This window comes from Streptomyces sp. TS71-3, from assembly GCF_018327685.1.
GTDB lineage: Bacteria > Actinomycetota > Actinomycetes > Streptomycetales > Streptomycetaceae > Streptomyces.
Genome location: NZ_BNEL01000001.1, coordinates 1,612,430 through 1,637,201, shown reverse-complemented (window position 1 = coordinate 1,637,201; position 24,772 = coordinate 1,612,430). Strand labels below are relative to the sequence as shown.

At 73.5% G+C, this 24,772-nt stretch carries 24 protein-coding genes; 10 read left to right on the top strand and 14 right to left on the bottom strand.

All coding sequences use genetic code 11. The features are described 5' to 3' along the window. The first annotated feature begins 3 nt into the window (after window positions 1–3). The 3 genes from Sm713_RS06780 (at window position 4) to Sm713_RS06770 (ending at window position 3,346) form a co-directional block, all read left to right on the top strand. Complete coding sequence (locus tag Sm713_RS06780; RefSeq protein WP_212908746.1) at window positions 4–1,338, top strand: magnesium transporter MgtE N-terminal domain-containing protein; 1,335 nt, start codon at window positions 4–6, stop codon at window positions 1,336–1,338. Beyond that, complete coding sequence (locus tag Sm713_RS06775) at window positions 1,322–1,972, top strand: DUF1003 domain-containing protein (RefSeq protein ID WP_212908745.1); 651 nt, start codon at window positions 1,322–1,324, stop codon at window positions 1,970–1,972. Before Sm713_RS06780 ends, Sm713_RS06775 begins: the two co-directional genes overlap by 17 nt. Before the next feature lie 240 nt (window positions 1,973–2,212). Further along, window positions 2,213–3,346 carry an Mrp/NBP35 family ATP-binding protein gene (locus Sm713_RS06770; RefSeq protein ID WP_212908744.1) on the top strand — a complete coding sequence of 378 codons (1,134 nt, stop codon included), beginning with the start codon at window positions 2,213–2,215 and terminating at the stop codon, window positions 3,344–3,346. A 41-nt stretch (window positions 3,347–3,387) separates the two neighbouring features. Here Sm713_RS06770 and Sm713_RS06765 read toward each other — a convergent pair whose 3' ends face one another. The 5 genes from Sm713_RS06765 to sigE all read right to left on the bottom strand — a co-directional run bounded on the left by Sm713_RS06765 (window position 3,388) and on the right by sigE (window position 9,428). Continuing rightward, window positions 3,388–4,053: a hypothetical protein gene (locus Sm713_RS06765; RefSeq protein WP_212908743.1), complete on the bottom strand. Its 666-nt coding sequence runs from the start codon at window positions 4,051–4,053 to the stop codon at window positions 3,388–3,390. A gap of 388 nt (window positions 4,054–4,441) precedes the next feature. Next, window positions 4,442–4,900, bottom strand: a complete 459-nt coding sequence (locus Sm713_RS06760) for a sec-independent translocase (protein ID WP_212908742.1) — start codon at window positions 4,898–4,900, stop codon at window positions 4,442–4,444. A 171-nt stretch (window positions 4,901–5,071) separates the two neighbouring features. Continuing rightward, entirely contained in the window at window positions 5,072–6,940 is a 1,869-nt protein-coding gene (locus Sm713_RS06755; protein WP_374195964.1) for a S1C family serine protease, read from the bottom strand. 782 nt (window positions 6,941–7,722) lie between these two features. Continuing rightward, the gene (locus Sm713_RS06750; protein WP_212908740.1) at window positions 7,723–8,649 is read right to left on the bottom strand and encodes an anti-sigma factor; all 927 of its coding nucleotides are present in this window, start codon (window positions 8,647–8,649) and stop codon (window positions 7,723–7,725) included. Then, window positions 8,646–9,428, bottom strand: coding sequence for an RNA polymerase sigma factor SigE (gene sigE / locus Sm713_RS06745; protein WP_212908739.1), 783 nt, complete (start codon window positions 9,426–9,428; stop codon window positions 8,646–8,648). Before sigE ends, Sm713_RS06750 begins: the two co-directional genes overlap by 4 nt. Window positions 9,429–9,598: 170 nt before the next feature. Here sigE and Sm713_RS06740 point away from each other — a divergent pair, with 170 nt between their 5' ends. After that, window positions 9,599–10,315, top strand: coding sequence for an O-methyltransferase (locus tag Sm713_RS06740; RefSeq protein ID WP_212908738.1), 717 nt, complete (start codon window positions 9,599–9,601; stop codon window positions 10,313–10,315). Between the two features lie 364 nt (window positions 10,316–10,679). Here the strand turns inward: Sm713_RS06740 and Sm713_RS06735 are convergent, their stop codons facing one another. Then, entirely contained in the window at window positions 10,680–10,847 is a 168-nt protein-coding gene (locus Sm713_RS06735; RefSeq protein ID WP_003966491.1) for a DUF3117 domain-containing protein, read from the bottom strand. Window positions 10,848–11,208: 361 nt separating this feature from the next. On the opposite strand from Sm713_RS06735, the gene Sm713_RS06730 reads away from it, so the two are divergent. Beyond that, window positions 11,209–12,033: an enoyl-CoA hydratase-related protein gene (locus Sm713_RS06730; RefSeq protein WP_212908737.1), complete on the top strand. Its 825-nt coding sequence runs from the start codon at window positions 11,209–11,211 to the stop codon at window positions 12,031–12,033. Window positions 12,034–12,305: 272 nt separating this feature from the next. Here Sm713_RS06730 and Sm713_RS06725 read toward each other — a convergent pair whose 3' ends face one another. Together Sm713_RS06725 and Sm713_RS06720 are read right to left on the bottom strand one after the other, a co-directional pair. Next, a complete protein-coding gene (locus Sm713_RS06725) occupies window positions 12,306–12,959 on the bottom strand; it encodes a DNA-3-methyladenine glycosylase I (RefSeq protein WP_212908736.1) in 654 nt (217 codons plus the stop codon). Continuing rightward, window positions 12,956–13,330, bottom strand: coding sequence for a DivIVA domain-containing protein (locus tag Sm713_RS06720; protein WP_212908735.1), 375 nt, complete (start codon window positions 13,328–13,330; stop codon window positions 12,956–12,958). Before Sm713_RS06720 ends, Sm713_RS06725 begins: the two co-directional genes overlap by 4 nt. A 276-nt stretch (window positions 13,331–13,606) precedes the next feature. Between Sm713_RS06720 and folP the strand changes: the two genes are divergently transcribed. Beyond that, window positions 13,607–14,479, top strand: a complete 873-nt coding sequence (gene folP / locus Sm713_RS06715; RefSeq protein WP_212908734.1) for a dihydropteroate synthase — start codon at window positions 13,607–13,609, stop codon at window positions 14,477–14,479. A 120-nt stretch (window positions 14,480–14,599) separates the two neighbouring features. Here folP and Sm713_RS06710 read toward each other — a convergent pair whose 3' ends face one another. Both Sm713_RS06710 and dapE read right to left on the bottom strand, forming a co-directional pair. Next, on the bottom strand, window positions 14,600–15,349 hold the full coding sequence (locus tag Sm713_RS06710) for a TIGR00730 family Rossman fold protein (RefSeq protein ID WP_212908733.1): 750 nt from the start codon (window positions 15,347–15,349) through the stop codon (window positions 14,600–14,602). A gap of 213 nt (window positions 15,350–15,562) precedes the next feature. Continuing rightward, window positions 15,563–16,642 carry a succinyl-diaminopimelate desuccinylase gene (gene dapE / locus Sm713_RS06705; RefSeq protein WP_212908732.1) on the bottom strand — a complete coding sequence of 360 codons (1,080 nt, stop codon included), beginning with the start codon at window positions 16,640–16,642 and terminating at the stop codon, window positions 15,563–15,565. 100 nt (window positions 16,643–16,742) lie between these two features. On the opposite strand from dapE, the gene Sm713_RS06700 reads away from it, so the two are divergent. Beyond that, window positions 16,743–17,696, top strand: coding sequence for a heavy metal transporter (locus Sm713_RS06700; RefSeq protein WP_249416528.1), 954 nt, complete (start codon window positions 16,743–16,745; stop codon window positions 17,694–17,696). Window positions 17,697–18,047: 351 nt separating this feature from the next. After that, window positions 18,048–18,395, top strand: coding sequence for an ATP-binding protein (locus tag Sm713_RS06695; RefSeq protein WP_212908731.1), 348 nt, complete (start codon window positions 18,048–18,050; stop codon window positions 18,393–18,395). 162 nt (window positions 18,396–18,557) lie between these two features. On the opposite strand, the gene dapC is transcribed toward Sm713_RS06695, so the two are convergent. Then, a complete protein-coding gene (gene dapC / locus Sm713_RS06690) occupies window positions 18,558–19,676 on the bottom strand; it encodes a succinyldiaminopimelate transaminase (RefSeq protein WP_283249766.1) in 1,119 nt (372 codons plus the stop codon). Window positions 19,677–19,834: 158 nt separating this feature from the next. Beyond that, a complete protein-coding gene (gene fdxA, locus Sm713_RS06685; RefSeq protein WP_212908730.1) occupies window positions 19,835–20,155 on the bottom strand; it encodes a ferredoxin in 321 nt (106 codons plus the stop codon). A gap of 176 nt (window positions 20,156–20,331) precedes the next feature. Here fdxA and Sm713_RS06680 point away from each other — a divergent pair, with 176 nt between their 5' ends. Together Sm713_RS06680 and Sm713_RS06675 are read left to right on the top strand one after the other, a co-directional pair. After that, window positions 20,332–21,555 carry a GNAT family N-acetyltransferase gene (locus Sm713_RS06680; protein ID WP_374195963.1) on the top strand — a complete coding sequence of 408 codons (1,224 nt, stop codon included), beginning with the start codon at window positions 20,332–20,334 and terminating at the stop codon, window positions 21,553–21,555. Between the two features lie 5 nt (window positions 21,556–21,560). Beyond that, the gene (locus Sm713_RS06675; RefSeq protein WP_212908729.1) at window positions 21,561–22,499 is read left to right on the top strand and encodes a transglutaminase-like domain-containing protein; all 939 of its coding nucleotides are present in this window, start codon (window positions 21,561–21,563) and stop codon (window positions 22,497–22,499) included. A gap of 190 nt (window positions 22,500–22,689) precedes the next feature. Here Sm713_RS06675 and Sm713_RS06670 read toward each other — a convergent pair whose 3' ends face one another. Together Sm713_RS06670 and Sm713_RS06665 are read right to left on the bottom strand one after the other, a co-directional pair. Next, the gene (locus Sm713_RS06670; RefSeq protein WP_212908728.1) at window positions 22,690–23,304 is read right to left on the bottom strand and encodes a response regulator transcription factor; all 615 of its coding nucleotides are present in this window, start codon (window positions 23,302–23,304) and stop codon (window positions 22,690–22,692) included. Next, window positions 23,301–24,476, bottom strand: a complete 1,176-nt coding sequence (locus Sm713_RS06665; protein WP_212911830.1) for a sensor histidine kinase — start codon at window positions 24,474–24,476, stop codon at window positions 23,301–23,303. The genes Sm713_RS06670 and Sm713_RS06665 overlap by 4 nt, the downstream gene beginning before the upstream one ends. Between the last annotated feature and the right edge of the window lie 296 nt (window positions 24,477–24,772).

The following is a 24,772-nucleotide window of genomic DNA, read 5'->3' as shown; positions in this document are numbered from 1 at the left end:
ACCATGGCCGCAGCCGCCCCCCGGATCTTCGTCTCCCACCTCTCCGGCGTCGCCGTCTTCGACCCGAACGGCGACCAGGTCGGCCGGGTCCGGGACCTGGTCGTCATGCTGCGCAACCAGGAGCCCCGCACCGAGCGGACCGCGGAGGGCATGCGCCTTGAGACCTCGGCCCGCCGACCGCCCCGGGTCCTCGGCCTGGTCGTCGAACTCTCCACCCGGCGCCGCATCTTCCTGCCCATGACCAGGGTCACCGGCATCGAGTCCGGCCAGGTGATCATCACGGGCGTGCTGAACATGCAGCGCTTCGAGCAGCGCCCCGCCGAGCGGCTCGTCTTCGGCGAACTGCTGGACCGGCGCGTGGTCCTGGTGGAGACGGACGAGGAGGTGACCGTCCTCGACCTCTCCATCCAGCAGTTGCCCGCCCGCCGCGACTGGGAGATCGACCGCGCCTTCGTGCGCAAGGGCCGGAGCCGCACCTTCAGGCGGCACAGGGGCGAGACGCTCACCGTGGAGTGGTCGGCCGTCACCGGCTTCACCCTGGAGGAGCAGGGCCAGGGCGCCGAGAACCTCCTCGCCACGTTCGAACAGCTGCGCCCCGCCGACCTGGCGAACGTCCTGCACCACCTCTCCCCCAAGCGGCGTGCCGAGGTCGCCGCGGCCCTAGACGACGACCGCCTCGCCGACGTCCTCGAAGAGCTCCCCGAGGACGACCAGATCGAGATCCTCGGCAAGCTCAAGGACGAGCGGGCCGCGGACGTCCTGGAGGCGATGGACCCCGACGACGCCGCCGACCTCCTCGGCGAGCTGCCCCAGGGCGACGTGGAGCGCCTGCTCGACCTGATGGAGCCCTCCGACGCGGCCGGCATGCGGCGGCTGATGTCCTACGAGGAGCGCACGGCCGGCGGCCTGATGACCACGGAGCCCATCGTGCTGCGCCCGGACGCCACCGTCGCCGACGCGCTGGCCCGGGTCCGCAACCGCGACCTGTCCCCCGCGCTCGCCGCCCAGGTGTACGTCTGCCGGCCCCCCGACGAGACGCCGACCGGCAAGTACCTGGGCACCGTGCACTTCCAGCAGTTGCTGCGCGACCCGCCGTTCTCGCTGGTCGGCTCGCTGCTCGCCACGGACCTCCAGGCGCTCGCCCCCGAGACCGCGCTGCCCGCCGTGGCCGGCTTCTTCGCGACCTACGACATGGTGGCCGCGCCCGTCGTGGACGAGAGCGGGTCCCTGCTCGGCGCCGTCACCGTGGACGACGTCCTGGACCACCTGCTGCCGGAGGACTGGCGGGAGACGGAGTTCCAGACGTCGGGGGAGGTGGCCGATGGCGGCCGAGCGTGACCGCAGGGAGCGGGAGCCGCGCGAGTACCGGGAGGTCCGGGACCGTCGGGAGTACCGGGACCTCCGGGACCGCGAGCGCGAGCCGCGCACCGAAACCCCGCGGTCCACGCGCCCCCGCCTCGACCAGCCGCTCACGCCGCGCCGCCGGCTGCTGCCCGACTACGATCCCGACGCGTTCGGCCGGCTCTCGGAGCGGATCGCGCGGTTCCTGGGCACCGGGCGGTTCATCGTCTGGATGACGGTCACCGTCGTCATCTGGATCGGCTGGAACATCCTCGCCCCGAAGCCCGCCCGCTTCGACGAGTACCCCTTCATCTTCCTCACCCTGGCGCTGTCCCTCCAGGCCTCGTACGCGGCGCCGCTGATCCTGCTGGCGCAGAACCGGCAGGCCGACCGCGACCGGGTGAACCTGGAGCAGGACCGCAAGCGGAACGAGCGGTCGATCGCGGACACCGAGTACCTCAGCCGCGAGGTGGCGGCCCTGCGCACCGGCCTCGGCGAGGTCGCCACGCGCGACTGGATACGGTCCGAACTGGAGGACCTCGCCAGGACGCTGGAGGAGGCCTGCGCCCCGCCCCGGCACGGCGACGGCGCGGGACCGTCCGCGGACACCGCCGGCGACCGGCGCCAGTGACTGAGAGCCATCTCACAGCCCTGGGTGGGGCGTGGCGGCCCCTCAAGAAACCCCACCACGGCGCCGTACCCCCCACCCGTCACCCACCACCACCCTCAAAGGAATGCGCCTCCGGCGCCGTACCCCCCACCCGTCACCCACCACCACCCTCAAAGGAATGCGCCTCCGGCGCCGTACCCCCCACCCGTCACCCACCACCACCCTCAAAGGAATGCGCCTCCGGCGCCGTACCATTTCTTTATGCTTACGGAAGACGCGGTACGCCAGGCGCTCGCGACGGTGAACGATCCCGAGATCCACCGGCCCATCACCGACCTGGGGATGGTCAAATCGGTGGAGGTCGGCGCGGACGGCGCCGTCGCGGTCACCGTCTACCTCACGATCTCCGGCTGCCCCATGCGCGAGACGATCACGCAGAGCGTGACGGACGCGGTCTCGGCCGTCGAGGGTGTCACCGGTGTCGACGTCTCCCTGGACGTGATGAGCGACGAGCAGCGCCGCGAGCTCCAGACCACGCTCCGCGGCGGCCAGGCCGAGCGCGAGATCCCCTTCGCCCAGCCGGGCTCCCTCACCCGGGTGTACGCGGTCGCGTCCGGCAAGGGCGGCGTCGGCAAGTCCTCGGTGACGGTCAACCTCGCGGCGGCGCTGGCGGCCGACGGCCTCAAGGTCGGTGTGGTCGACGCGGACATCTACGGGCACAGCGTCCCGCGCATGCTGGGCACCGACGGGCGGCCCACCCAGGTCGAGAACATGATCATGCCGCCGTCCGCGAACGGCGTGAAAGTCATCTCGATCGGCATGTTCACGCCCGGCAACGCCCCCGTGGTCTGGCGCGGCCCGATGCTGCACCGCGCCCTCCAGCAGTTCCTGGCGGACGTGTTCTGGGGCGACCTGGACGTGCTGCTGCTCGACCTGCCGCCCGGCACCGGCGACATCGCGATCTCCGTGGCCCAGCTGGTCCCGAACGCCGAGATCCTGGTCGTCACCACCCCGCAGCAGGCGGCGGCCGAGGTCGCCGAGCGGGCCGGCTCGATCGCCGTGCAGACGCACCAGAAGATCGTGGGCGTTGTCGAGAACATGTCGGGCCTGCCCTGCCCGCACTGCGGCGAGATGGTCGACGTCTTCGGCACCGGCGGCGGCAAGACGGTCGCCGAGGGGCTGACCAGGGCGACGGGTGCCACCGTGCCCGTGCTCGGCGCCATCCCGATCGACGTACGGCTGCGCGAGGGCGGCGACGAGGGCAAGCCGGTCGTGATCACCGACCCGGACTCCCCCGCCGGTGCCGCCCTGCGCGACATCGCCGGCAAGCTGAGCGGCAGGCAGCGGGGCCTGGCGGGCATGTCGCTGGGGATCACGCCGGCCAACAGGTTCTGACCCGGCTGCGGGCGGCCGGCGCGCCGCCCGCCCGCGCCCCGTCAGGCGTACGCGGCGATGTCCTTGACGCCGGAGAAGCCGACGCCGTACGCGCTCATGCCCCGCCCGTACGCCCCCAGGTGCACGCCCTGGGAGGTGGAACCGGCCAGCACCCAGCCGAACTCGGACTCGCGGTAGTGGAACGGCGTCGCGACCCCGTCGACCGGCAGCGAGAGGACGGCCCAGTCGGGCCCGTCCAGGTCGTCCGCGAGCACCCAGGCCGTCTCGGTCTGCTGCTCCAGCCAGTCGTCCCGCAGGGTGTGGTCCATCTGCCCCGGCCAGGTGACCGAGAGCAGGCCCACCCCGGCAAGCCAGGCCGCGGAGGAGACGGACGTGGCCTCCAGTACTCCGGAGCCGTCCGCGCTGCGCCGGTGGGGGCTGGCCCCGACGGTGACGACCACCGCGAACCGCTCCCTGCTGTCGCCCTCGGCGCCCTCGCTGCGGACCGACGGCTCGTCACCGTGGCCGATCGAGCCGTGCTCGACCGAACCGTCCGCCGAGGTGCCCACCTGCATCAGCCAGCGCGGCCCCGTGAACGCCTCGTCCAGGCTGTACCAGCGGAAAGGCGCCATGAGGAACCCGTCGACCAGGCGGGGTGCAGCCGTGGACGTGCCCGGCTCGCCCGGTGCCCCGGGCGGCTGATCACCCATACGGCTCGTCGTTTCCATCTGTGCGCGCGCCTCCTCGCTCCAGTGGGAACCGGTCGGTCCGCCCCTCGGGCGTTCCTTCTCGCGTTTCGTCCGGCTCCGCACACCAACAAGGCAGAATAGCCACACAGCCCCCGTGATCAAGGAAAACCAGCCGGTGGGCGGAGGCGCACCACAGGGATGGCGTAGCCGCGAGCGTCAGAGGGGCACGGGAAACAGCGCCCCGCAAGCGGCGCGGGACCTGCGCACCGGAAGGGGCGCGGGGAACTGCGCGACGAGCCACGACGAAAGGGAGGGCCCGCCACTGCCCAAGGGGGGCACCCCCTGCCGCACGGGCCACGCCCGAAGGGCACGCGACGTACCGCACGCAACACAGTCGGCGAAAGCCTGGAACCGGGTCCCGCGACCGTCAGGTCGCGTCCGCGTCGAACGGCGGGTGGTCGCCCGGCGCGGGCTTCTCCGGCTTCTTCGTCATGTCGACCCGGCCACCCGACGACGAACCGCCCGAGGAGGAGCCGCCGGACGAGGAGCCCGAGGAGTCGCTGTCACGGCCGTGCACGGCGTCCGTGACGTCCGCCATCTCCTTCTTCAGGTCGAAGCCGTTGCGGAGCTCCTTGAGGCCCAGGTCGTCGTTGTCGAGCTGCTTGCGGATGAACGTCTTCGGATTGAGATCCTCGAACTCGAAGTCCTTGAACTCCGGGCCGAGCTCGCTGCGGATGTCCTCCTTGGCGCTCTCGGAGAACTCGCGGATCTTCCGGATGGTGCGCGTGACGTCCTGAATGACTTTCGGCAGCTTGTCCGGGCCGAAGACGAGTACGGCGAGGACGACGAGCGTCACCAGCTCAAGTGGGCCTATGTCATTGAACACCTTGCAGCTCCTCGCGATGTCCTCGGCCCGCGGCAGGTCTTCAGCGGCGCTCTTCCGTGGCAGGACGTCCGTGGTCGGACCTGGTCCACGGTACCCGGCCACCCGGTCTGTCCGGTACTCTCCCGGGCCGCGGCCTTGATGACGGCTCCGGCTTTCGCGGGGTGTTCGCCGTCAGTTTCCCTTCGCCGCGCCCAGCACCAGCGTCACTTTCCGCTCCTGGCCCTCGCCCTCGGGGTCCCGCCCGTCGCCGTGCACGGGCAGACCGCGCTCCAGCGTGAGGGCGAGCCGGTCGCCGGGACGGTGCGCGCGGATCTTCACGATGAGCTCCTCACCTGAGTGGATGCGCTGGCCGTCGACCCGGGTGATGACGTCGCCGGCGCGGATGCCGGCCTTGTCGGCGGCGCCACCGCCGGTCACCGACGGACCGCCGTCATTGCCCTGGTCCGAGACCCGGGCACCGTCCCCCGTGTACTGCATGTCGAGTGTGACGCCTATCACGGGATGCGTGGCCGTGCCGGTGTTGATGAGCTCCTCGGCCACCCGCTTGGCCTGGTTGACCGGTATGGCGAAGCCGAGGCCTATGGAGCCCGACTGGCCGCCCTCCGGGCTCTGTCCGTCGTCGGCGGAGCGTATGGCGCTGTTGATGCCGATGACGCGCGCCTCGCCGTCGACCAGCGGCCCGCCCGAATTGCCGGGGTTTATCGGGGCGTCGGTCTGGAGGGCGTCGACGTAGCTGACGTCGCTCGCGTCGCCCTTGCCCTCGCCCGCGGTGGTGATGGGCCGCTCCTTGGCGCTGATGATCCCGGAGGTCACGGTGTTCGCCAGGTCGAACGGCGCGCCGATGGCCACCACCGGGTCGCCGACCTGGACGTTGTCGGAGTTGCCGAGCGCCAGCGGGGTGAGGCCCGAGACATGGGAGACCTTGACGACGGCCAGGTCGTAGCCGGTGTCGTGGCCGACGACCGTGCCCTTGGCCGTCTGGCCCCCGCTGAACGTCACCGAGACGTCGCCGGTGGTCCCGGCCGGCTCTATGACGTGATTGTTTGTCAGGATATGACCCCGCTTGTCCAGGATGAAGCCGGTGCCGGTGCCCTGTTCCGAGGCGCCCCGGACGTGCAGGGTCACGACACCCGGCAGCGCCCTGGCGGCGATGCCGGCGACGCTGTGCGGGTCGCGGTTCTTGGACTCGACGCCGGCCTGCGGGAGTTCGATGTCGGTGCCGCCGTCGTCGCGCTCCAGATACGAGCCGAGCGCTCCGCCCAGCAGCCCCGCGAGCAGGGCGACCACCAGCACGCCGGCCACCGGGCGGCGCCGCCCTCCGCGCGCCGGCGCGGCCCCCGTCTGGTGCAGCGGCGCGGCCCACGGGTCATAGGGCTGCCAGTGGCCGGCACCGCCCGCCGCGCCATCACCGCCTCCCATGCCACCGCCGGCCGGGTACGCCGCGGGCCCCGGCACCGGGGCACCGGGGACGGGTCCGGCGGCCGCCTGGAAGCCGGTGTCGTCGGCGTACGGGTGCGCGGGGCCGTGGGCATACAGGTGCGCGGACGCCTGGTACGGGGTGCCCGCCGGGGGCTGGGGAGCGCCCGGCGGAGTCGCGGCGTGGAAGCCGGCGGGTGCGGCGGTGCCGTGCGCGGGGGCGCCGTACGCGGAGGTACCGGGGGTGGGTGTGCCGTGCGCCGGGGTGCCGCCCGACGCATAGGCGCCCTGGGGGTGGCTCTGTGCGTAGTCCGGGGCGGGACCCCGGTCATGAGGCCCGACGGCCTGCTGCGGGCCTCCCAGGGGCGGCACGGGGGTGCCCGGAACGGGGGTGCCGTGCGCCGGTGTGGCAGCGGGGTGCTGTACGGGCGGCGCGGGCGCCCAGGGGCCTGGCTCGCCGTAGGGCGGGGTCCCGTAGGGGTCGGGGTCGTGGAGGGGGCGCGGACGCCCCTCGGAGGCGTCGAGGCCGGGAGCGGGGGCGGGGGCGGGCGTGGGCGCTGCGAGGGCCCCACCGGGTGCGGTTCCTGGGGCCCTCGGAGGTATGGAGTCTTCCGCTTTCTCCATGGAGACCGTGGAGGCCTCTGTGGGCGGCGGAACGGCGGAGTCCGGGCTTCCGGGCGCGTGGCCACTGTCCGGCCCGTCCTGCGGCTCACGAGCGTGCTCTCGGGCCTCCGTGGCGCCGGGGCCGCCGTGACCGGAGGAGCCGGAGGCGTCGGGGACATCAGGCGCACCCGAGGCATCGGAGGTGTCGGGCGCGCCGGAGAGGTCAGGCGTGCTGGAGGCATCAGGCGTGCCGGAGGCGTCGGGTGTGCCCGCTGTCGGGGCGGTGGCCGCTGCCTCAGGCCGGGGACGGCTCCACCACTTCGGCTTTGCGGGCTTCCCCTCGTCCATGCTCTCCCCAGACCTGGCCCTGGCACGGCCGCCGGCCGACCACGTGGCGTGCGTGCGACCGCACGATGAATGTCAGCGCCCCGGGAGATATCCAGGGGGCGCGTGCACCGAGGATTCAATCAGGTTCACGCCCCATCCCGCAGAGGGATGCTTCCAGTTCGTCCGGGATTCGGCCTGCCGTTGGACGGTCGCGCTCAGCCCCGGACCTGGCACGCCGTCAACGGGCAGGCGCCGCTGTCCCTGAGCGCGCAAGTGTGCCCGGACCCTGAGGGGGTTGCGGGGAGTTGCACGGCAGGCGACGGCAAGGCCCGGCGACGGGCTCGCCCGCCCGGTCATGGACACCCCCAGGTCGTGGTCACCCCTGCGACCGGGCTCGCCCGGCCGCGGTCGCGCCTGCGGTCGCAGCCGACCACGCCGGGGCGCGTCAGGACAGGCTCATGGGCATGGGCCGGCGCTCACCGGACCATGCGTATGGGGCCCGCCTTCGGTGCCTGGCCCAGAAGCTCAGTCGGCGGGTTCGGTGCCCCGGCCGGCGATGTGGTCTCGGAGGCGCCCGGAGCCGTGGGAAGCGTCTGCATCAGCGGGGAGACCGTGCTGAGCTGGGAGAGGGGGGACTTGGGCTCCGGGTGGGGCGGCGAGGGCACTCCGGGCAGCAGGGGCGCGGAGGCGACGATGGGGGCCGAGAGCGGCAAGTCCCCGACGGGGCGTTCGGATGAGCGCGCCGCGGGCTGTGTGGTGCTCCTGCGGCGACCGGCCTCGGCGGAATTGACGGGGCCGGCGGAGCTCAGCGGGGTGGCGTTGCTGGGGGTGCCTCCGCCGCCCTGGCCGCCGCTGCCGGCGGCGGTGGGCACGCCCGCCGTGACGCCGCCGAGCGCGATGGCGGCCAGCGACACCGCACCGGCCGCGGCGAACGCGAACCGGCGGCCACGGGACGCCGCACGCTCCGCGTCCTGCCGGCCCACCTCATGGATGCGGAAGCCGTGCTCACCGTCGGGGAGCCCGGGCGCCGGGGTCTCGGGTGCGTCCATGGAGAACGGATTGCGGGGCCTGCCCCGCAGCGGGTTCGGCGTGAGCCGCCCGGTCAGGCTGAAGACTCCGCCGCCGGAGAGTCCTCCCCCGCCGAACGGATCTCCTTCGTCGTCATCGCCCCCGGGCAACCCCTGGAGGCGCGCGAGGAAGCTCTCGGACGGCGGCGGCGGGGCGGCTTCCGCGAAGACGTTCTTCAGCCGGCGCTGGGCGTCGGCCTCGGCCTTGCACCTGGCACAGGTCGCCAGGTGCGCCAGGACACGCTCGCGGGCGTCATGGCCCAGCTCGCCGTCCACCAGGGCGGCGAGCCGGTCGCCGAGGTGGTGCTCGGCGGGCGTCGAATGGGGTCCGCTCACGCGCCTGCGCCTCCTCCGCCCAGCGCGGGCGCGACCACGCCCACGCCCTTGAAGCCGCGGTTGCCGGCGCGCCGCTCGGCGCGGGCCTCCGGTGACCGGTGCTGGAGTGCCTTGCGGAGCTGGGAGCGGCCGCGGTGGATACGGCTGCGGACGGTGCCGAGCTTGACGCCGAGGGTCGCGGCGATCTCCTCGTACGACAGGCCCTCGATGTCGCAGAGCACGACGGCGGCGCGGAACTCGGGCGCGAGGGTGTCGAGCGCCTGCTGGACGTCCGCGTCGAAGTGGGTGTCCTGGAAGACCTGCTGGGGGGAGGGCTCACGGCTGGGCAGCCGCTCCGCGGCGTCCTCACCGAGCGTGTCGAAGCGGATGCGCTGCTTGCGGCGGACCATGTCCAGGAAGAGGTTGGTCGTGATGCGGTGCAGCCAGCCCTCGAAGGTGCCCGGCGTGTACGTCGACAGGGAGCGGAAGACGCGCACGAAGACCTCCTGGGTGAGGTCCTCGGCGTCGTGCTGGTTGCCGGTGAGGCGGTAGGCCAGCCGGTACACCCGGCCGCTGTGCATGCTGACGATCTCCTCCCATGAAGGAGGAGTCCACGCCTGCGAATCCGCATCGGCGGCAAAGGTCGCGGTCTGTGCGGATTCGGCGGTGTCAGCGTTCTTGGTCACGGATTTCGGCTCGCCCGAGGGCCTGAGAAGACGTCGCAGTACCCCTGCGCGGTCCCCGGTGTCAGCCGCACCTCCCCTGTCGGCTCTGGTGGTGTCCACTAGAGCCCCTACCATAACCACCTCGCCCGTTAGCTCCGGATAAGCGTTTTTACGTGAATTTGATACGTGCTTCGGGTCCTGCGTCTCGTCCTGCTCGCCGCTTCCGTCCATCCCTGCCCCCCGCCGGCCCCCTCGTTTCTCCTCATCCCCTACAACGTCGGGTCCCATCTGCGAGTTCCCGGCGGGTGGAGGCACCTGGCGTCCGAGCGCGGCCGAGGGCGGGGGAGGATACAGTCACGGCCAGGCAACCACGGGGACGGGAGAGGGCCATTACCGGCAAGCGGCAGACGAGCTGGGCGTTCTCCGACGCCTTTGTCGCCGAGGACGACGCGCTGCTCTGGGCCCGCGACCGGGCCCGGGAGGCAGGGCTGCGCCCGGTGTCGCCCGGCACGGGCGCCGCGCTGCGGATGCTCGCCGCCACCGTGGCCGCGAAGGCGGTGGCCGAGATCGGCACCGGCACCGGCGTCTCCGGCATTCATCTGCTGCACGGGATGCGCGCGGACGGCGTGCTGACGACGGTGGACCCCGAGCCGGAGCGCCAGTCGTTCGCCCGGCACGCTTTCCGCGCCGCGGGATTTGCAAGCAATCGCGCCCGCTTCATTCCCGGCCGCGCCCTGGATGTGCTGCCGCGCCTCGCGGACAGCGGCTACGACCTGGTGTTCTGCGACGGTGACCGTTCGGAGTGCCTCGATTACCTAGACGAATCGTTGCGCCTGCTACGGCCCGGTGGGCTGGTCTGCTTCGAGGGCGTCTTCGCCGACGGGCGCACCATCGGCTCGGGGCCGCAGCCCGCGGAGGTCGTGCGGCTGCGGGAGCTGGTGCGGGCCGTGCGGGAGAATCCCGACCTCGTTCCCTCGCTGCTGCCGGTGGGCGACGGGCTGCTCTGCGCGGTCAAACGCTAGCCGCGGCCGAACGCCTCCCGCGGACCGGCCCCGGGGCCCCGCTTCTCGTTCCGGGCCCCGCTCTCCGTCCCGACCCGCGCTCCCCTTCCGGCCCCGCTCTCGTTCGGGAGCCGGTCGCGATGACGGACCCGGGCCCGGATCCGGGCCCGGAAAGCCGGTCGCCGTCAGGAACCGATTCCGGCCTGGAGCCGGGGCGCGGACAGGAACCGGTTTCGGCCAGGAGCCGGGCGTTCGGACCGGCCTCGTGGAACAGACGCCGGGAAGGCGCCGGGAAGCCGCCGGGAAGCAGGGTCCCACGCAGACACCAGTGCCCCAGCACGCAGCGGGCACCGGGGCACTGGGCGGGTATTGGGCTGCTTCCGCGTCAGCCGACGACCTTCTTGAGGGCGTCACCAAGGGCGTCCGCCTCGTCCGGGGTCAGCTCGACCACGAGCCGACCGCCGCCTTCGAGCGGAACGCGCATGACGATGCCCCGCCCCTCCTTGGTCACCTCGAGCGGGCCGTCACCCGTCCGCGGCTTCATGGCCGCCATGCTCGTTCCCCTTCCTGAAACCAGCTCATCTCAGCCGACGGCCCCCATCAGGGCGCGCACCGCCCGTCACGGGCAGGCGTCACCGGCATCGAACACATTGCTTCCTGGCCATTATCCCGCATCGCACGACCCAATGGACAACATCGTTCTGCATCGCTTAGGCAACGCGCTTCCGCAAAACCACTCAATTCGGCGATGTGCCCGCGAAGGCCGCGAGGCACCTCTGTCCTTGGGCCTTCTGCCAGTGGATTTTCTTTGACGCAGGTCACATCTTGCGCACTCTTCCGGCATCGCGATCTCCGCCATGCTGTGCGGGGAAATGCGAAGAAGAAGGCCGAGCCGCCGACCGAAGGGACCCGCCATGGCCGATACCGTGCTGTACGAGGTGAACGACGGACTCGCCACGATCACGTTGAATCGCCCCGAGGCGATGAACGCGGTGAACAACGAGGCCAAGGCCGCGCTGCGCGACGCCGTCCAGGCCGCCGCGGCGGACGCGCAGGTGCGGGCGGTGCTGCTGACGGCGGCCGGCGACCGCGCCTTCTGCGTGGGCCAGGACCTCAAGGAGCACGTCGGCCTGCTGGCCGCCGGACGGGAGCGGCGCGACGGGGACGACGGGGCCGCCCGGACGAACGTCATGAGCACCGTGCGCGAGCATTACAACCCGATCGTGCGGGCGCTGGCGGGGATGCAGAAGCCGGTGGTGGCGGGGGTGAACGGCGTCGCCGCGGGCGCGGGCTTCGGTTTCGCCCTCGCCGCGGACTACCGCGTGGTCGCCGAGACGGCGTCCTTCACGACCGCCTTCGCCGGGGTGGCCCTGACCGCGGACTCGGGGCTCTCCTGGACGCTGCCGCGCGTGGTGGGGCCCGGCCGGGCCGCCGACCTGCTGCTCTTCCCGCGCAGCATCACGGCACAGGAGGCGTACGAGCTGGGGATCGCGAGCCGCCTGGTGCCCACGGGGGAGCTGGCCGCGGAGGCGCTGAAGGTGGCCCGAGCGCTCGCCGAGGGGCCGACGCTCGCCTATGCCGCGATCAAGGAGTCGCTTGCCTTCGCCGCCGGGCACAGGCTGGACGAGACCCTGGAGAAGGAGGACGAGCTCCAGAGCCGCGCCGGTGCGTCCGAGGACCACGCCATCGCCGTGGAGGCCTTCCTGTCCAGGAAGAAGCCGACGTTCCTTGGCCGCTGAGCGGGGTCCGCGCTGTCCGCGGCATCGGCCCCGTGGGCGCGGGTCCGGCCCTACTTCCGCCTGGACGGGCCGGTGCGTTTGCGCAGTTCCCCGCGCCCGTTATCGGGTCTCTTGTGTATCGGGTCTCTTGTGTATCGGGTCTCTTGTGCCCCCTTCGGATGCGCCCCGGCCGCGCGCCGCTGGGACCTGAGCGCGCAGTTCCCCGCGCCCCTCATCGGGGCCGCCCCGCCTCCCTTCGGATGCGCCCCGGCTCACCGCAGGCCGGGGGGACGTCAGCGGGCGCCCGCGCCGCGGGACGCGCAGTCCTTCAGGTGGTCGTCGACCAGGCCGCACGCCTGCATCATCGCGTAGGCCGTGGTGGGGCCTACGAAGCGGAGGCCGCGGGCCTTGAGGGCCTTCGAGAGCGCCTTGGACTCGTCGGTGGTCGCGGGCACGTCGGACAGCGTGCGCGGGACCGGACGGGCCGCGGGGTCCGGGGCATGGGACCAGATCAGTTCGTCCAGCTCTCCGGGGGCCCAGGTGGCGAGCGCTCGGGCGTTCGCCATGGTGGCGTCGACCTTGGCGCGGTTGCGGATGATCCCCGGGTCGGCGAGCAGCCGCTCGCGGTCGGCGTCCGTGAAGGCCGCGACCGACGCGATCTTGAAGTCCGCGAAGGCGGCGCGGAAGCCCTCGCGCCTGCGGAGGATCGTGATCCAGGACAGGCCCGACTGGAACGCCTCCAGCGACATGCGCTCGAAGAGCGCCTGGTCGCCGTGGACCGGGCGGCCCCACTCCTCGTCGTGGTAGACGGCGTAGTCCTCGGTGGACAGCGCCCAGGGGCAGCGCAGCACGCCGTCGGGTCCCGGCACCGCGGCGCCGGTGGGCCCGCCCGCCTCGGCCGGGCCGCCCTCGGTGGCAGGGCCGCCGCTCGCCGCTTCGCTGCTCATCGGGTGTCCTCCGGGAAGTCGTAGGGCTGGTAGGACTCGTAGGGCAGGCCGTGGCCGCCGGGCTGGTGGGCGTGGCTGCCCGCGAGGGCCGATTCGAGCTGGGCGATCCGGGCGTCACGCTCGGCGAGCTCCGCGCCGAGCCTGCCCAGGGCGTCGTCCACGTCCGCCATCCGGTAGCCGCGGAGGGCCACCGGGAAGCGCAGGGCGTCCACGTCGTCCCGGTGGACGGGACGGTCCTGGGGCAGCGGGTCCTGGAGCCGCTCGGGGCCCGCCTCGGGCAGCACGCCCCGCTCGCCGCCGCCCACCACGGCGAGTGTCACCGCCGCGACCACGATGACCAGGGCGACGACCAGGAACAAGAACACGACCATCTTCGGGAGGTCCCCACGTTCGGTTGCCGACTTCTGTTGCCAATGCCATGCGCTACCGCCGCGCACCCCGGCGCGCGGCGCCGACGGCGGACCACCGGGCGGCCACGGGCGCCGCTGCCGCGGTGCGCGGCGAACGGCGGCCCGCACCGGCCGCTCGGGCGGTCACGGAACCGTCGGACTCCGATCGTGCCATGCCCCTGTGACAATGAGGGTCACGGACGAAGGGCGAGCGCCGGGCCCTTGACAGCGAGGGAACATTGAGGAAGGCAGAACGGGATGCCGCAGGGGACGCTCAGGCTGGGTCGACGTGAGTTCGGCCCGCACGAGCCGGTGATCATGGCGATCGTCAACAGGACCCCGGACTCGTTCTACGACCAGGGCGCCACCTTCCGCGACGAGCCCGCCCTGAACCGTGTCGAGCAGGCGGTCTCCGAGGGGGCCGCCATCATCGACGTCGGCGGCGTCAAGGCGGGCCCCGGGGACGAGGTGACGGCCGAGGAGGAGGCGCGCCGCACGGTCGGTTTCGTGGCGGAGGTGCGCCGCAGGTTCCCGGACGTCGTGATCAGCGTCGACACCTGGCGGCACGAGGTCGGCGAGGCGGTCTGCGCGGCGGGCGCGGACCTGCTGAACGACGCCTGGGGCGGGGTCGACCCCGCCCTGGCGGAGGTCGCCGCCCGGTACGGCGCGGGCCTGGTGTGCACCCACGCGGGCGGTGCGGAACCGCGCACCCGCCCGCACCGGATCGCCTACGAGGACGTGATGGCCGACATCCTGCGCGTGACCGTGGACCTCGCGGAGCGCGCGGTGGCCCTCGGCGTGCCGCGCGAGTCGGTGCTGATCGACCCGGGGCACGACTTCGGCAAGAGCACCCGGCACAGCCTGGAGGCCACCCGCCGGCTCGGCGAGATGGCGGACACCGGCTGGCCGGTGCTCGTCTCGCTGTCGAACAAGGACTTCGTCGGCGAGACCCTCGACCGGCCGGTCAAGGAGCGCCTGATCGGGACGCTGGCGACGACGGCCGTCTCCGCGTGGCTGGGAGCGCGGGTCTACCGCGTGCACGAGGTGGCGGAGACCCGGCAGGTGCTGGACATGGTGGCGTCGATCGCCGGCCACCGGGCCCCGGCAGTGGCCCGCCGGGGACTGGCGTGACGCCTGTGCCACGACTGTGATGCCTGCCGCGGCCGTGACGCCTGCCGCGGCGCGCGCGGCAGGACGCGTTCCGGACGGCCGCCCGCGGCTTGCCGAGCCGGGTGCCGGGCCCGCGTGTGGTCAGCGGGCGACTTCCTTGGAGACCAGCGCGACCGCCTCGTCCACGTCGTCCGTGACGTGGAAGAGCAGCAGGTCCTTCTCCGAGGCCTTGCCCTGGGCGACCACCGTGCCGCGCAGCCAGTCGACGAGGCCGCCCCAGTAGGCGGAGCCGAACAGCACGATCGGGAAGCGGGTCACCTTGCGGGTCTGCACGAGGGTGAGCGCCTCGAAGAGCTCGTCCAGGGTGCCGAGCCCGCCGGGCAGCACCACGAAGCCCTGGGCGTACTTCACGAACATGGTCTTGCGGACGAAGAAGTACCGGAAGTTCACGCCGAAGTCGACGTGGGGGTTGAGGCCCTGCTCGAACGGCAGCTCGATGCCGAGGCCGACGGAGACGCCCTTGGCCTCCCGGGCGCCCTTGTTGGCCGCCTCCATGGCACCGGGGCCGCCGCCGGTGATCACCGCGAAGCCGGCCTCGACGAGCGCCTTGCCGAGCCGCACCCCGGCCTCGTACTCCTCGGAGCCCGGAGGCGTGCGGGCCGAGCCGAAGACGCTGATCGCGCTCGGAAGCTCCGCGAGGGCCCCGAAGCCCTCCACGAACTCGGACTGGATGCGCATCACCCGCCAGGGGTCGGTGTGCACCCACTCGGAGTCGCCCTCGGTGTCCAGCAGCCGCTGGTCGGTCGTGCCCGGCTGGATCTGCTCGCGCCGGCGCACCACGGGCCCCAGGTACTGCTCCTCGGGTGGGCCCCCTGCTTCCGGAATCTCCACGTATGTCCCCTTCCGCTCATGCTCTGAACAGTTCAGCGTAGGTCCACGGGGGTAGCCGGGGCCGTAACTCCCGATGACCGCCCTGCACCCCTGGCCTGAAGGCGCGGAAGGCACTCCCGCGCGTACGGCCCGCACCCCCGGCCCGCGCCCGGGAAGGCGTACGCGGGGCCGGAGCCCTCAGGCGTACGCCCTCGGCCGCGCGCGGGGGCCGCGTCAGGCCGTCAGCCAGGCCCGCAACCGCTCCTCGGCCGCGAGGATCAGAGCCGTGTCGACGTGCTCGTCGCGCTTGTGGGCCAGGTGCGGGTTGCCGGGACCGTAGTTCACGGCCGGTACGCCGAGGGCGCTGAACCGCGAGACGTCCGTCCAGCCGTACTTGGGCCGCGGGGTGCCGCCGACGGCCTCGACGAAGGCCGCGGCGGCCGGGTGGCCGAGCCCGGGCAGCGCGCCGCCGCTCTGGTCGGTGACCACGAACTCCTGGACGCCGCAGTCCGCGAACACCTTCCTGACGTGCGCCAGCGCATCGTCCTCGGTGCGGTCCGGGGCGTACCGGAAGTTGACGGTGACCGTACAGGCGTCCGGGATGACGTTGCCGGCGACGCCGCCCTCGATACCGACGGCGTTCAGGCCCTCGCGGTACTCCAGGCCGTCGATGACCGGCCGGCGCGGCTCGTAGCCGGCGAGGCGCGCCAGGATCGGGGCGGCGGCGTGGATGGCGTTCGCGCCCAGCCAGCTGCGGGCGGAGTGCGCGCGCTCCCCCGCCGTGCGGAGCTGGACGCGCAGGGTGCCCTGGCAGCCGCCCTCCACCTGCCCCTCGGAGGGTTCGAGCAGCACCGCGAAGTCGCCGGCGAGCCAGTCGGGGTGGGCGGCGGCGAGCAGGCCGAGGCCGTTGCGGCCCGCCTCGACCTCCTCGTTGTCGTAGAAGACGAAGGTCAGGTCGCGGTTGGGCGCGGGTACGGTCGCGGCCAGGCGGAGCTGGACGGCGACGCCCGACTTCATGTCGCTGGTGCCGCAGCCCCACAGGATGCCGTCCGCGTCCAGACGGGAGGGCACGTTGTCCGCGATGGGCACGGTGTCCAGGTGCCCGGCGAGGACCACCCGCTCCGGGCGGCCGAGCGCGGTACGGGCCACGACGGTGTTGCCGTGCCGGTCGACCGCGAGGTGCGGCAGGGCGCGCAGGGCAGCCTCCACGGCGTCCGCGAGCGGCTTCTCCGTGCCGCTCTCGGAGGGGAAGTCGACGAGCTGCGCGGTGAGCCGCGCCGCGTCCGAGCTGAGGTCAAGGGGGCTGCGGTCCATGCCGACGACCCTAACGCGACCCGCTGCGCTCCAGTAACGTAGACGGGTGGCACCGCAGTCCAAATCCCCCTCCCGCACCCGCTCCGGCCGCCCGCTCCGCATGGCCGCGGCGTTCCTGGTGCTGCTGGCGCTCGCCGGCTACCTGGCGATGCGCTACACAACCGGCGGCAGGACGGCGCCGCGGTGCACGGTGGTGTCGGGCAGGGGCGGCGACGCGTCCTACCACTTCTCGCCCGAGCAGGCGGGCAACGCCGCGACGATCTCCGCGGTGGGCACCTCGCGCGGCATGCCGGAGCGCGCGGTGGTCATCGCTCTCGCGACCGCGCTCCAGGAGTCCGACCTGCACAACCTGGACCACGGCGACCGGGATTCGGTGGGCCTGTTCCAGCAGCGGCCCTCGCAGGGCTGGGGCACCACCGAGAAGATCATGGACCCGGCGTATGCGGCGGGCGCGTTCTACACCCGGCTGAACAGGGTGCCCGGCTACGCGCGCCTACCGGTCACGGTCGCCGCCCAGCACGTCCAGCGCAGCGGTTTCCCGGAGGCGTACGCCCGGCACGAGCCGGAGGCGGCACTGCTCGCCGCGGCCCTCACCGGCCGCGCCCCGGCCACTCTGACCTGCGAGGGCGGTGGCGGCCGGATGCCGGGCGACCCGGACCGGGTGCGCAGGGCGCTGGTGCACGACTTCGGCAGCGACGTGCTGGCCCCGGCCGCGTCGTCGGCCCCGCGGCACGGCACGTCCGCGACGGGGAGCCGGACGACCGGGGAGCGGGCGGGCGGCGCCCGGGCGGGCTCGGCGGGCAGCGACCGGCACATGGTGACCGTGCCGGTGCGGGCCGCCGCGGGCAAGGCCGCCACCGGTGCCAGGCAGCGCGGCTGGGCGCTGGCCCACTGGGCGGTGGCGAACTCCGTGGCGCTGCACATCACGCAGGTCGGCTACGGCGGCCGGCAGTGGAGCGGCGACACGGGCACGTGGGGCACGGCGGGCGGCGACGGCAAGTCCGGCGCTTCGGCGGGCGGCACCGACCGGGTCCTCATCGACACGGCCGGCTGAGGCGACCCCCGACCGGGGCGGCGACACCCCCGGAGAAGCCCCTTCGCTCACCCGTGCCCCCGTTCCCCCGCGGGAAGGACGGAGATGCCGTGGCGCATGCCGGGAGGCCTCATGTGAAGACCTCACGCCCATTGATGAAATCCCGGGATAAACCGGGATGTAAGGATTCCGCAATCGCCGGTCGGACATCACTTTTGGCCGTTTTTATCCGGAACGGATAATGCGTCACATTACCGACTCTTTACCCGCGGATCCCGCAACCTTCACGGCCTTCGAGCGGTAGTCACTGCGTCCCGAGCGTGCCTCGATGACACGGATCCCAACTCTGTCTTTCCGTCCTGAAGGAGCATCATGTCCCTCCCCCTGCCCCGCCGGATCGCCCGTGCCGCGCTGCTCCTCGCAGCGGGAGCGGCTCCCGTGGTGGGTGCGGCCGGTGCCGCCAGCGCCGCGGCCCTCCCCGCCGCGGCCGGTCCGGCCGGGCTCAGCACCCTGGACACCGCGCACCTCGGCAGCACGGTCGAGAGCGCCTCGCAGAAGGTCGGCAAGACCGCGGGCGTGACCGACGCGTCGCCCGTGCGGACCGTCAAGAAGGCCCTCCCGGACGTCACCGGCACCCTGGGCAAGGGCACGGGCTCCATCGCCCCCACCGCCGACTCGGTCGTCGGCGGAGTGGCGAAGGGCGGGCTGCCGGTGCGGTGACGCCGCGGCGGCGCCGCACGGCCCCGTGAGGTGAGAGGGCCCGGGAAGCAACCGCTTCCCGGGCCCTTTGCGCTGGTCGTGGGGCGTGCCGCGCAGGCGCGGGCAGAGTGCCCCGCGCCCCTCGGGTGCACGGGGAACCACCGCCGTGACCGCCCGGACGGGTCACCCCAGCCGGGCCACCGCCGCCTCGATGCGCTCGTCCGTGGCGGTCAGCGCCACGCGGACGAACCGCTCGCCCGCCGGGCCGTAGAAGTCGCCCGGCGCCACCAGGATGCCCAGCTCGGCCAGGCCGGCGACGGTCTCCCAGCAGGTTTCGTCGCGAGTCGCCCACAGATAGAGGCCGGCCTCGCTGTGCTCGATCCGGAAGCCCTGCTTCAGCAGCGCGTCCCGCATCGCCTCGCGCCGCGCGACATAGCGCTCGCGCTGCACGCGGACGTGCTCGTCGTCGCCGAGCGCCGCGATGACGGCCGCCTGGGTCGGCGCCGGCGTCATCATCCCGCCGTGCTTGCGCACCTCCAGCAGCTCCCCGAGGACCGCCTCGTCACCGGCGAGGAACGCGGCGCGGTAGCCCGCCAGGTTGGACCGCTTGGACAGGGAGTGCACGGCGACCAGGCCCTCGTGGGACCCGCCGCACACGTCGGGGTGCAGCACCGAGACGGGGTCGGCCTCCCAGCCCAGCTCCAGGTAGCACTCGTCGCTGAAGACCAGGACGCCGTGCTCGCGCGCCCAGGCCACGATGCGGGCCAGCTCGTCCTTGGCCAGCACCTGCCCGGTCGGGTTGGACGGGGAGTTGAGCCAGAGCAGCCTGAGGCCCGCCGGGTCGAGCGTGGTCGGGTCGGCGTACCCGACGGGCTCGGCACGCGCCAGCCTGGCGCCCACCTCGTACGTCGGGTAGGCGAGCCGCGGGTGGGCGACCCGGTCGCCCGGCCCGAGGCCGAGCTGGGTGGGCAGCCAGGCGACCAGCTCCTTGGAGCCGACGACCGGCAGGACCCCCCGGTGCCCGACGTTCTCCGCGCCAAGACGCCGACCGCACCAGCCGCTGATCGCGTCCCTGAGCCCCGGGGTGCCCCAGACCGTCGGATAGCCCGGCGAGTCGGCGGCCCCGGCGAGGGCCTTCTGGATGACGTCCGGCACGGGGTCGACCGGGGTTCCGATGGACAGGTCGACGATGCCGCCCGGATGGGCCGCCGCCGCCTTCTTGTGCGGCTCCAGCCTGTCCCACGGGAAGTCGGGGAGCCTGCTGGAGACTGCGGACGCGTGGCTGGACACGGTGCTGCTCACTCTCTTCTGCGTACGGCCGCGGGCGCGGCGTGGGCCCGCCCCACCGATGCGGCGTCCCGGCGGGGCACCGCGGCAAACACCGCGGTCCCGTGCGGCGCGAGGCCGTACGGGACCGGGGCGGCACACCGGGCGCCGCGCACTGATGGGGCGGTCCGGCCTCAGTGCTCCTGGGGCGGCAGCGCGGCGATGAACGGGTGGTCACGCTCGATCAGGCCGAGCTTGCTGGCGCCGCCGGGCGAGCCGAGCTCGTCGAAGAACTCGACGTTCGCCTTGTAGTAGTCCTTCCACTCCTCCGGAGTGTCGTCCTCGTAGAAGATCGCCTCGACCGGGCAGACCGGCTCGCAGGCACCGCAGTCGACGCATTCATCCGGGTGGATGTAGAGGGACCGCTGGCCCTCGTAGATGCAGTCGACCGGGCACTCCTCGATGCACGCCTTGTCCTTCAGGTCAACACAAGGCTGCGCGATGACGTAGGTCACGCTGTCGTTCCTCCTCGGTAGGGCGCTGGCGGGCCTCCTCAGGCCCTGCCGCCTGGCGCGCTGGAGCGCGGCGTCGTCGATGCCCGCACCTAGTATCTCCGTTCCAGGACCGGATCCGAACACGAGGGGTGGGCAGCGCCGTGGAATTTGCCGCGATGGGCCGTCTCGAAGTCCGTGTGAGCCCTGATGACGTGGGCAAACGTGTCTCCATCCGCCGACTCGCCGAAGCCGGTGAGTCAGGTGGCAGGTTCACGGACACGGTCGGGATTCTCACATCGTGGGACGACGGGGTGGTGGTCGTCACCCGCAGGTCGGGCGAGCAGGTCCGGATGGCGGAATCCTCGCTCGTCGCGGGCAAAGTGGTGCCCGCCGCGCCGGCCCGGCGCCGGGGACCTTCCGCATCGTACGGCGAACTCGCCCACGTCACGGCCCGTGCCTGGCAGCCCCTGGAGAGCGAGCGGCTCGGCGAATGGCTGCTGCGGGCGGCCGTCCAGGACGCACCGGACGCCACGCCCGGTGTGCCGGAGCAGCGAAGCACGCACGGAGCGCTCGCCGGTGTGACGGGCGCCGGCGCATCAGGCGCGGGTCGAGAGGGCGCCGGCACGGGAAGCACAGGTGCGGCGGACGAGGGCCTGGAGGGCACCGGCACGGGAGACGCAGGGACGGCAGGCGGGAGCCCGGAGGGCACCGGCTCGGTGCCGGGCGCCCCGCGCCGGACCGGCTTCACGCGCCGGGCGAACTCGGCCCTGCCGCTGGGCGATCCGGGCGTACCGCTGCCCGAGGCCCTGGCCCGCGTGCACGCCTGGTACGCGCGCCGCGGCCTGCCCGCGTACATCCAGACGGCCACGGGCGCCGAGGGCACCCAGGAGCTGCTCTGCGCGGAGCTGGAGGCGCACGGCTGGCGGCGGGAGGTCACCGCGGAGCTGCAGACCGCCCCGCTCGTCCCGGTGGCCGATCCGCCCGCCGGGCGGGGGGCCGGTGCCGACCGGGTCCACCTGTCCAGGGAGATCGACGACGGCTGGCTGCGCCGCTACCACCGCACGGGCGGCGCCGCGGGTCCGGACGCGGACGTCGTGCGTGCGGTGCTGGCGGCCGGGCCCTCGGTGTGGTTCGCGTCCGTACGTGACGAGGGGCCGGACGGGGAGCCGGGGGCGCCCGCGGCGATCGGGCGCTGCGTGGTGGACGGCCGGTGGGCGGGCTTCATGGCGGTCGAGGTGGCCCCGCAGGCCCGCCGCAGGGGCCTTGCGACCGCCGTGATGGCGGCGCTGGCCAGGCGCGCCCTGGACGAGGGCGCCTCGGCCGCCTGGCTCCAGGTCGAGGCGGAGAACACGGCCGCCCAGACGCTCTACAGGTCAATGGGATTCGACGTGCACCACTCCTACCACCACTACCGGAGGTGAGTCCGATGCCTCCGCCCCCGCCTCAGTCCCCTCCCCCGCCGGAGCCCCCGGGCCCGGAGCGCGCCGCCGAGGTCCTGCGCGCCTTCGCCGAGGAGGCCCGCTCCGAACGGCCCGACCTCGCCCTGCTCTGCCTGCTGGTGGGCGCCCGTGCGGACGGTTCCCTGGACGCCGCCGCGATGGACGCGGCACAGGTGGAGCTGGACCGGCTCGCTGGCGAGCTGCCGTTCCGGCCGGGCGGCCCCGAGGCCTGGGGCACCGCGCTGGCGGAGCTCCTCGGCGGGCGGTACGGCTTCCACGGCACGCCCCCGGAGTACCGCCGGCTTGAGGCCTCGCTCCTCCACACCGTCCTGCACCGCCGCCGCGGCCTGCCGATCCTGCTCTCCGTCGTCTGGATCGAGGTGGCACGGCGGGCCGGCGCACCGGTGTACGGGCTGGCGCTGCCCGGGCACTTCGTGGTGGGCCTCGGCTCGTTCGGACAGCGCCCGGCGGGTGAGCCCGGGCAGGCGGGACTCGGCGAGGACGCCGGGGAGGAAGTCCCCGGGCAGGTGCTGCTCGACCCGTTCGACGGCGGCCGGGTGCTGGCGGGCGAGGACGCCCAGCAGCTGGTCAGCGAGGTGACGGGCGGGCCGCTGCACCCGTCGATGCTGGTCCCCGCGGAGCCGTTGGACGTCATCATGCGCATCCTGAACAACATCCGCGCCTGGGCCGCCGGCCGCCCCGAGCACTCGGACGTCGCCCTGTGGGCGGTCGACCTCCAGCTCCTGCTGCCCTCGCACCCGGCACGGCTGCGCCACGAGCGCGCGGAACTGCTGGTCCAGCGCGGCGAGTACCTGACGGGGGCGGCCGAGCTGGAGGAGTACGCGGAGGTGGTGGCGCCGGTGGACGAGCAGGCCGCGGACCTGGTCCGCCGCCAGGCCCGCGCGGCCCGGGCCATGCTGAACTGACGCCGGCGGGGTGCCGGTGCCCACGTCAGTGCGGTGCCGGTGCCTGATGCTGGTGGGCGGCAAGTGCCTGGGGCCATGCGGTGCCGGTGTCCGGCCTGGCGGAGCCCTGGCCTGGTCTGACGGAAACCTCGCCCGGCCTGACGGAGCCGTGGCCCGATCCACCGGAGCCGTGGCCGGCGTTCGGGACGGCTCAGAGCCAGCCCTTCTCGCGGGCGATCCGCACGGCCTCCGCCCTGTTCCGCGCGGCCAGCTTCTGGATGGCCGTGGAGAGGTAGTTGCGCACGGTGCCGCGGGAGAGGTTGAGGGCGCCGGCCAGCTCCACGTTGGTGGAGCCGTCGGCCGCGGCGCGCAGCACGTCGCGCTCGCGGTCGGTCAGCGGGTTCGCGCCGTCCGCGAGGGCCGCGGCGGCCAGGGTGGGGTCGATGACGCGCTCCCCCACCAGCACCTTGCGTACCGCCGCGGCGAGCTGCGCCGCGGGCGCGTCCTTGACGAGGAACGCGTCGGCGCCGGACTCCATGGCGCTGCGGAGGTAGCCGGGGCGGCCGAAGGTGGTGAGGACGACCAGCTTCACGCCGGGCAGCGCGCCGCGCACCTCCGCGGCGGCCTCGATGCCGGTCATGCCGGGCATCTCGATGTCGAGCAGCGCCACGTCGACGGCGTGCTCCCGCGCCGCGGCCAGCACCTCGTCCCCGCGTGCGACCTGGGCGACCACCTCGATGTCCGGCTCCAGGCCGAGCAGCGCGGCCAGCGCCTCGCGGACCATGGACTGGTCCTCGGCCAGCAGGACCCTGATGGTGTCGCTCATGCGCCGGATCCTACGGGCTCGCCCCCTACGGAGGGCGCGCCGAGCGGTACCCGCGCCCGCAGCCGGAACCCGCTCCTGCGCCCGGAGGTCGTCTCCAGGGAGCCGCCGACCGCGACCAGGCGCTCGGTGAGGCCGGTGAGCCCGTTGCCGGGCAGGGCCGTGCCCCCTACGCCGTCGTCCTCCACGACCAGGTCGAGGAACGAGCCGTCCAGGGTCTGGCGCGTCACCAGCTCGATGGCGCAGCGCCGGGCGCCACCGTGCCGCACCACGTTGGTGACCGCCTCCCGCAGCGACCAGGCGAGCGCGGACTCCCGCTCCTCCGGCAGGCCGTCGGGCAGAAGGGGCTCGCCCTCGGCGGGCACCACCGGGGTGATGCCCGCGGCGGTCAGCGCGACCTGGGCGCCGGCCAGCTCGCCGAGCAGCCGCGGCCTGCGGTAGCCGGAGACCGCCTCGCGGACGTCGACGAGGGCCTGCCTGCTGACGTCCTCGATGTCCTTCACCTGCTGCGCGGCCTGCTCGGGCTCCGCGGGCAGCATCCGGCCGGCCAGCTCGCTCTTCAGCGTGATCAGCGAGAGGGAGTGCCCGAGCAGGTCATGCAGGTCGCGGGCGAGCCGCAGGCGCTCCTCGTTGGCGGCGAGGTGGGCGACCGTGGCGCGTGCCCTGCGCAGTTCCACGGTCGTCAGCACGAGCTGCCGCACGCCCGTCATGGCGAAGCCCCCGATCAGGGCCGGGATGAGCAGGCCCGGGGCGAAGCCGGCGTCGGCGCCGCCGGTGGCCAGCCCCACGGCCACCAGCACGCACGTGAGGCCCAGGACGGCCCAGGCGGCCAGGGGCAGCCGCAGCGCGGCGCCGCAGGCCACCGCCACGTACACGTAGAGCACCAGCCACTCGGTGTCGAGGGCGAGCGACAGGGTGGTCGCGATGACGAACAGGGCCGCGAGGATCGTCCACACCGTGCGGCCCTCGTTGCCCCTGCTGATCTGTCGGAAGACCAGCCTGAGGTAGAGGGCCACGAAGGCGGCCAGGCCCGTCCAGCCCCAGAAGCGGAAGCCGATGGTATGGCCTCCGCTGAGCAGGTCCTCCACGGGGGCGCCCAGGAACGCCAGCCAGATTCCGATCCACAGCATCTTGCTGTAGGCCTGCCGGCGGTTGCGGGGTGGGCGGCCCATCATGAAGATCCGGTGGCCCTGCGGGTCCCGGCCGGGAGCCGGGAGCGCGGCGGCCAGGGCTCTTTCGGCGGAGCTCCGGCCGGCCGGGCGGTCCCGGGCGGTGTCCTCACGGTCGCTGTCCATGAGACTCATGGCGCCTTCGTTTCCTCACGGTCCCTGGCGATGGTGGCACTCATGCCGCCTCCGACTCCTCACGGCCCCTGGCGACGGTACTCATGCCGCCTCCGACTCCTCACGGCCCCTGGCGACGGTACTCATGCCGCCTCCGACTCCTCACGGCTCCGACGACGGCACTCACC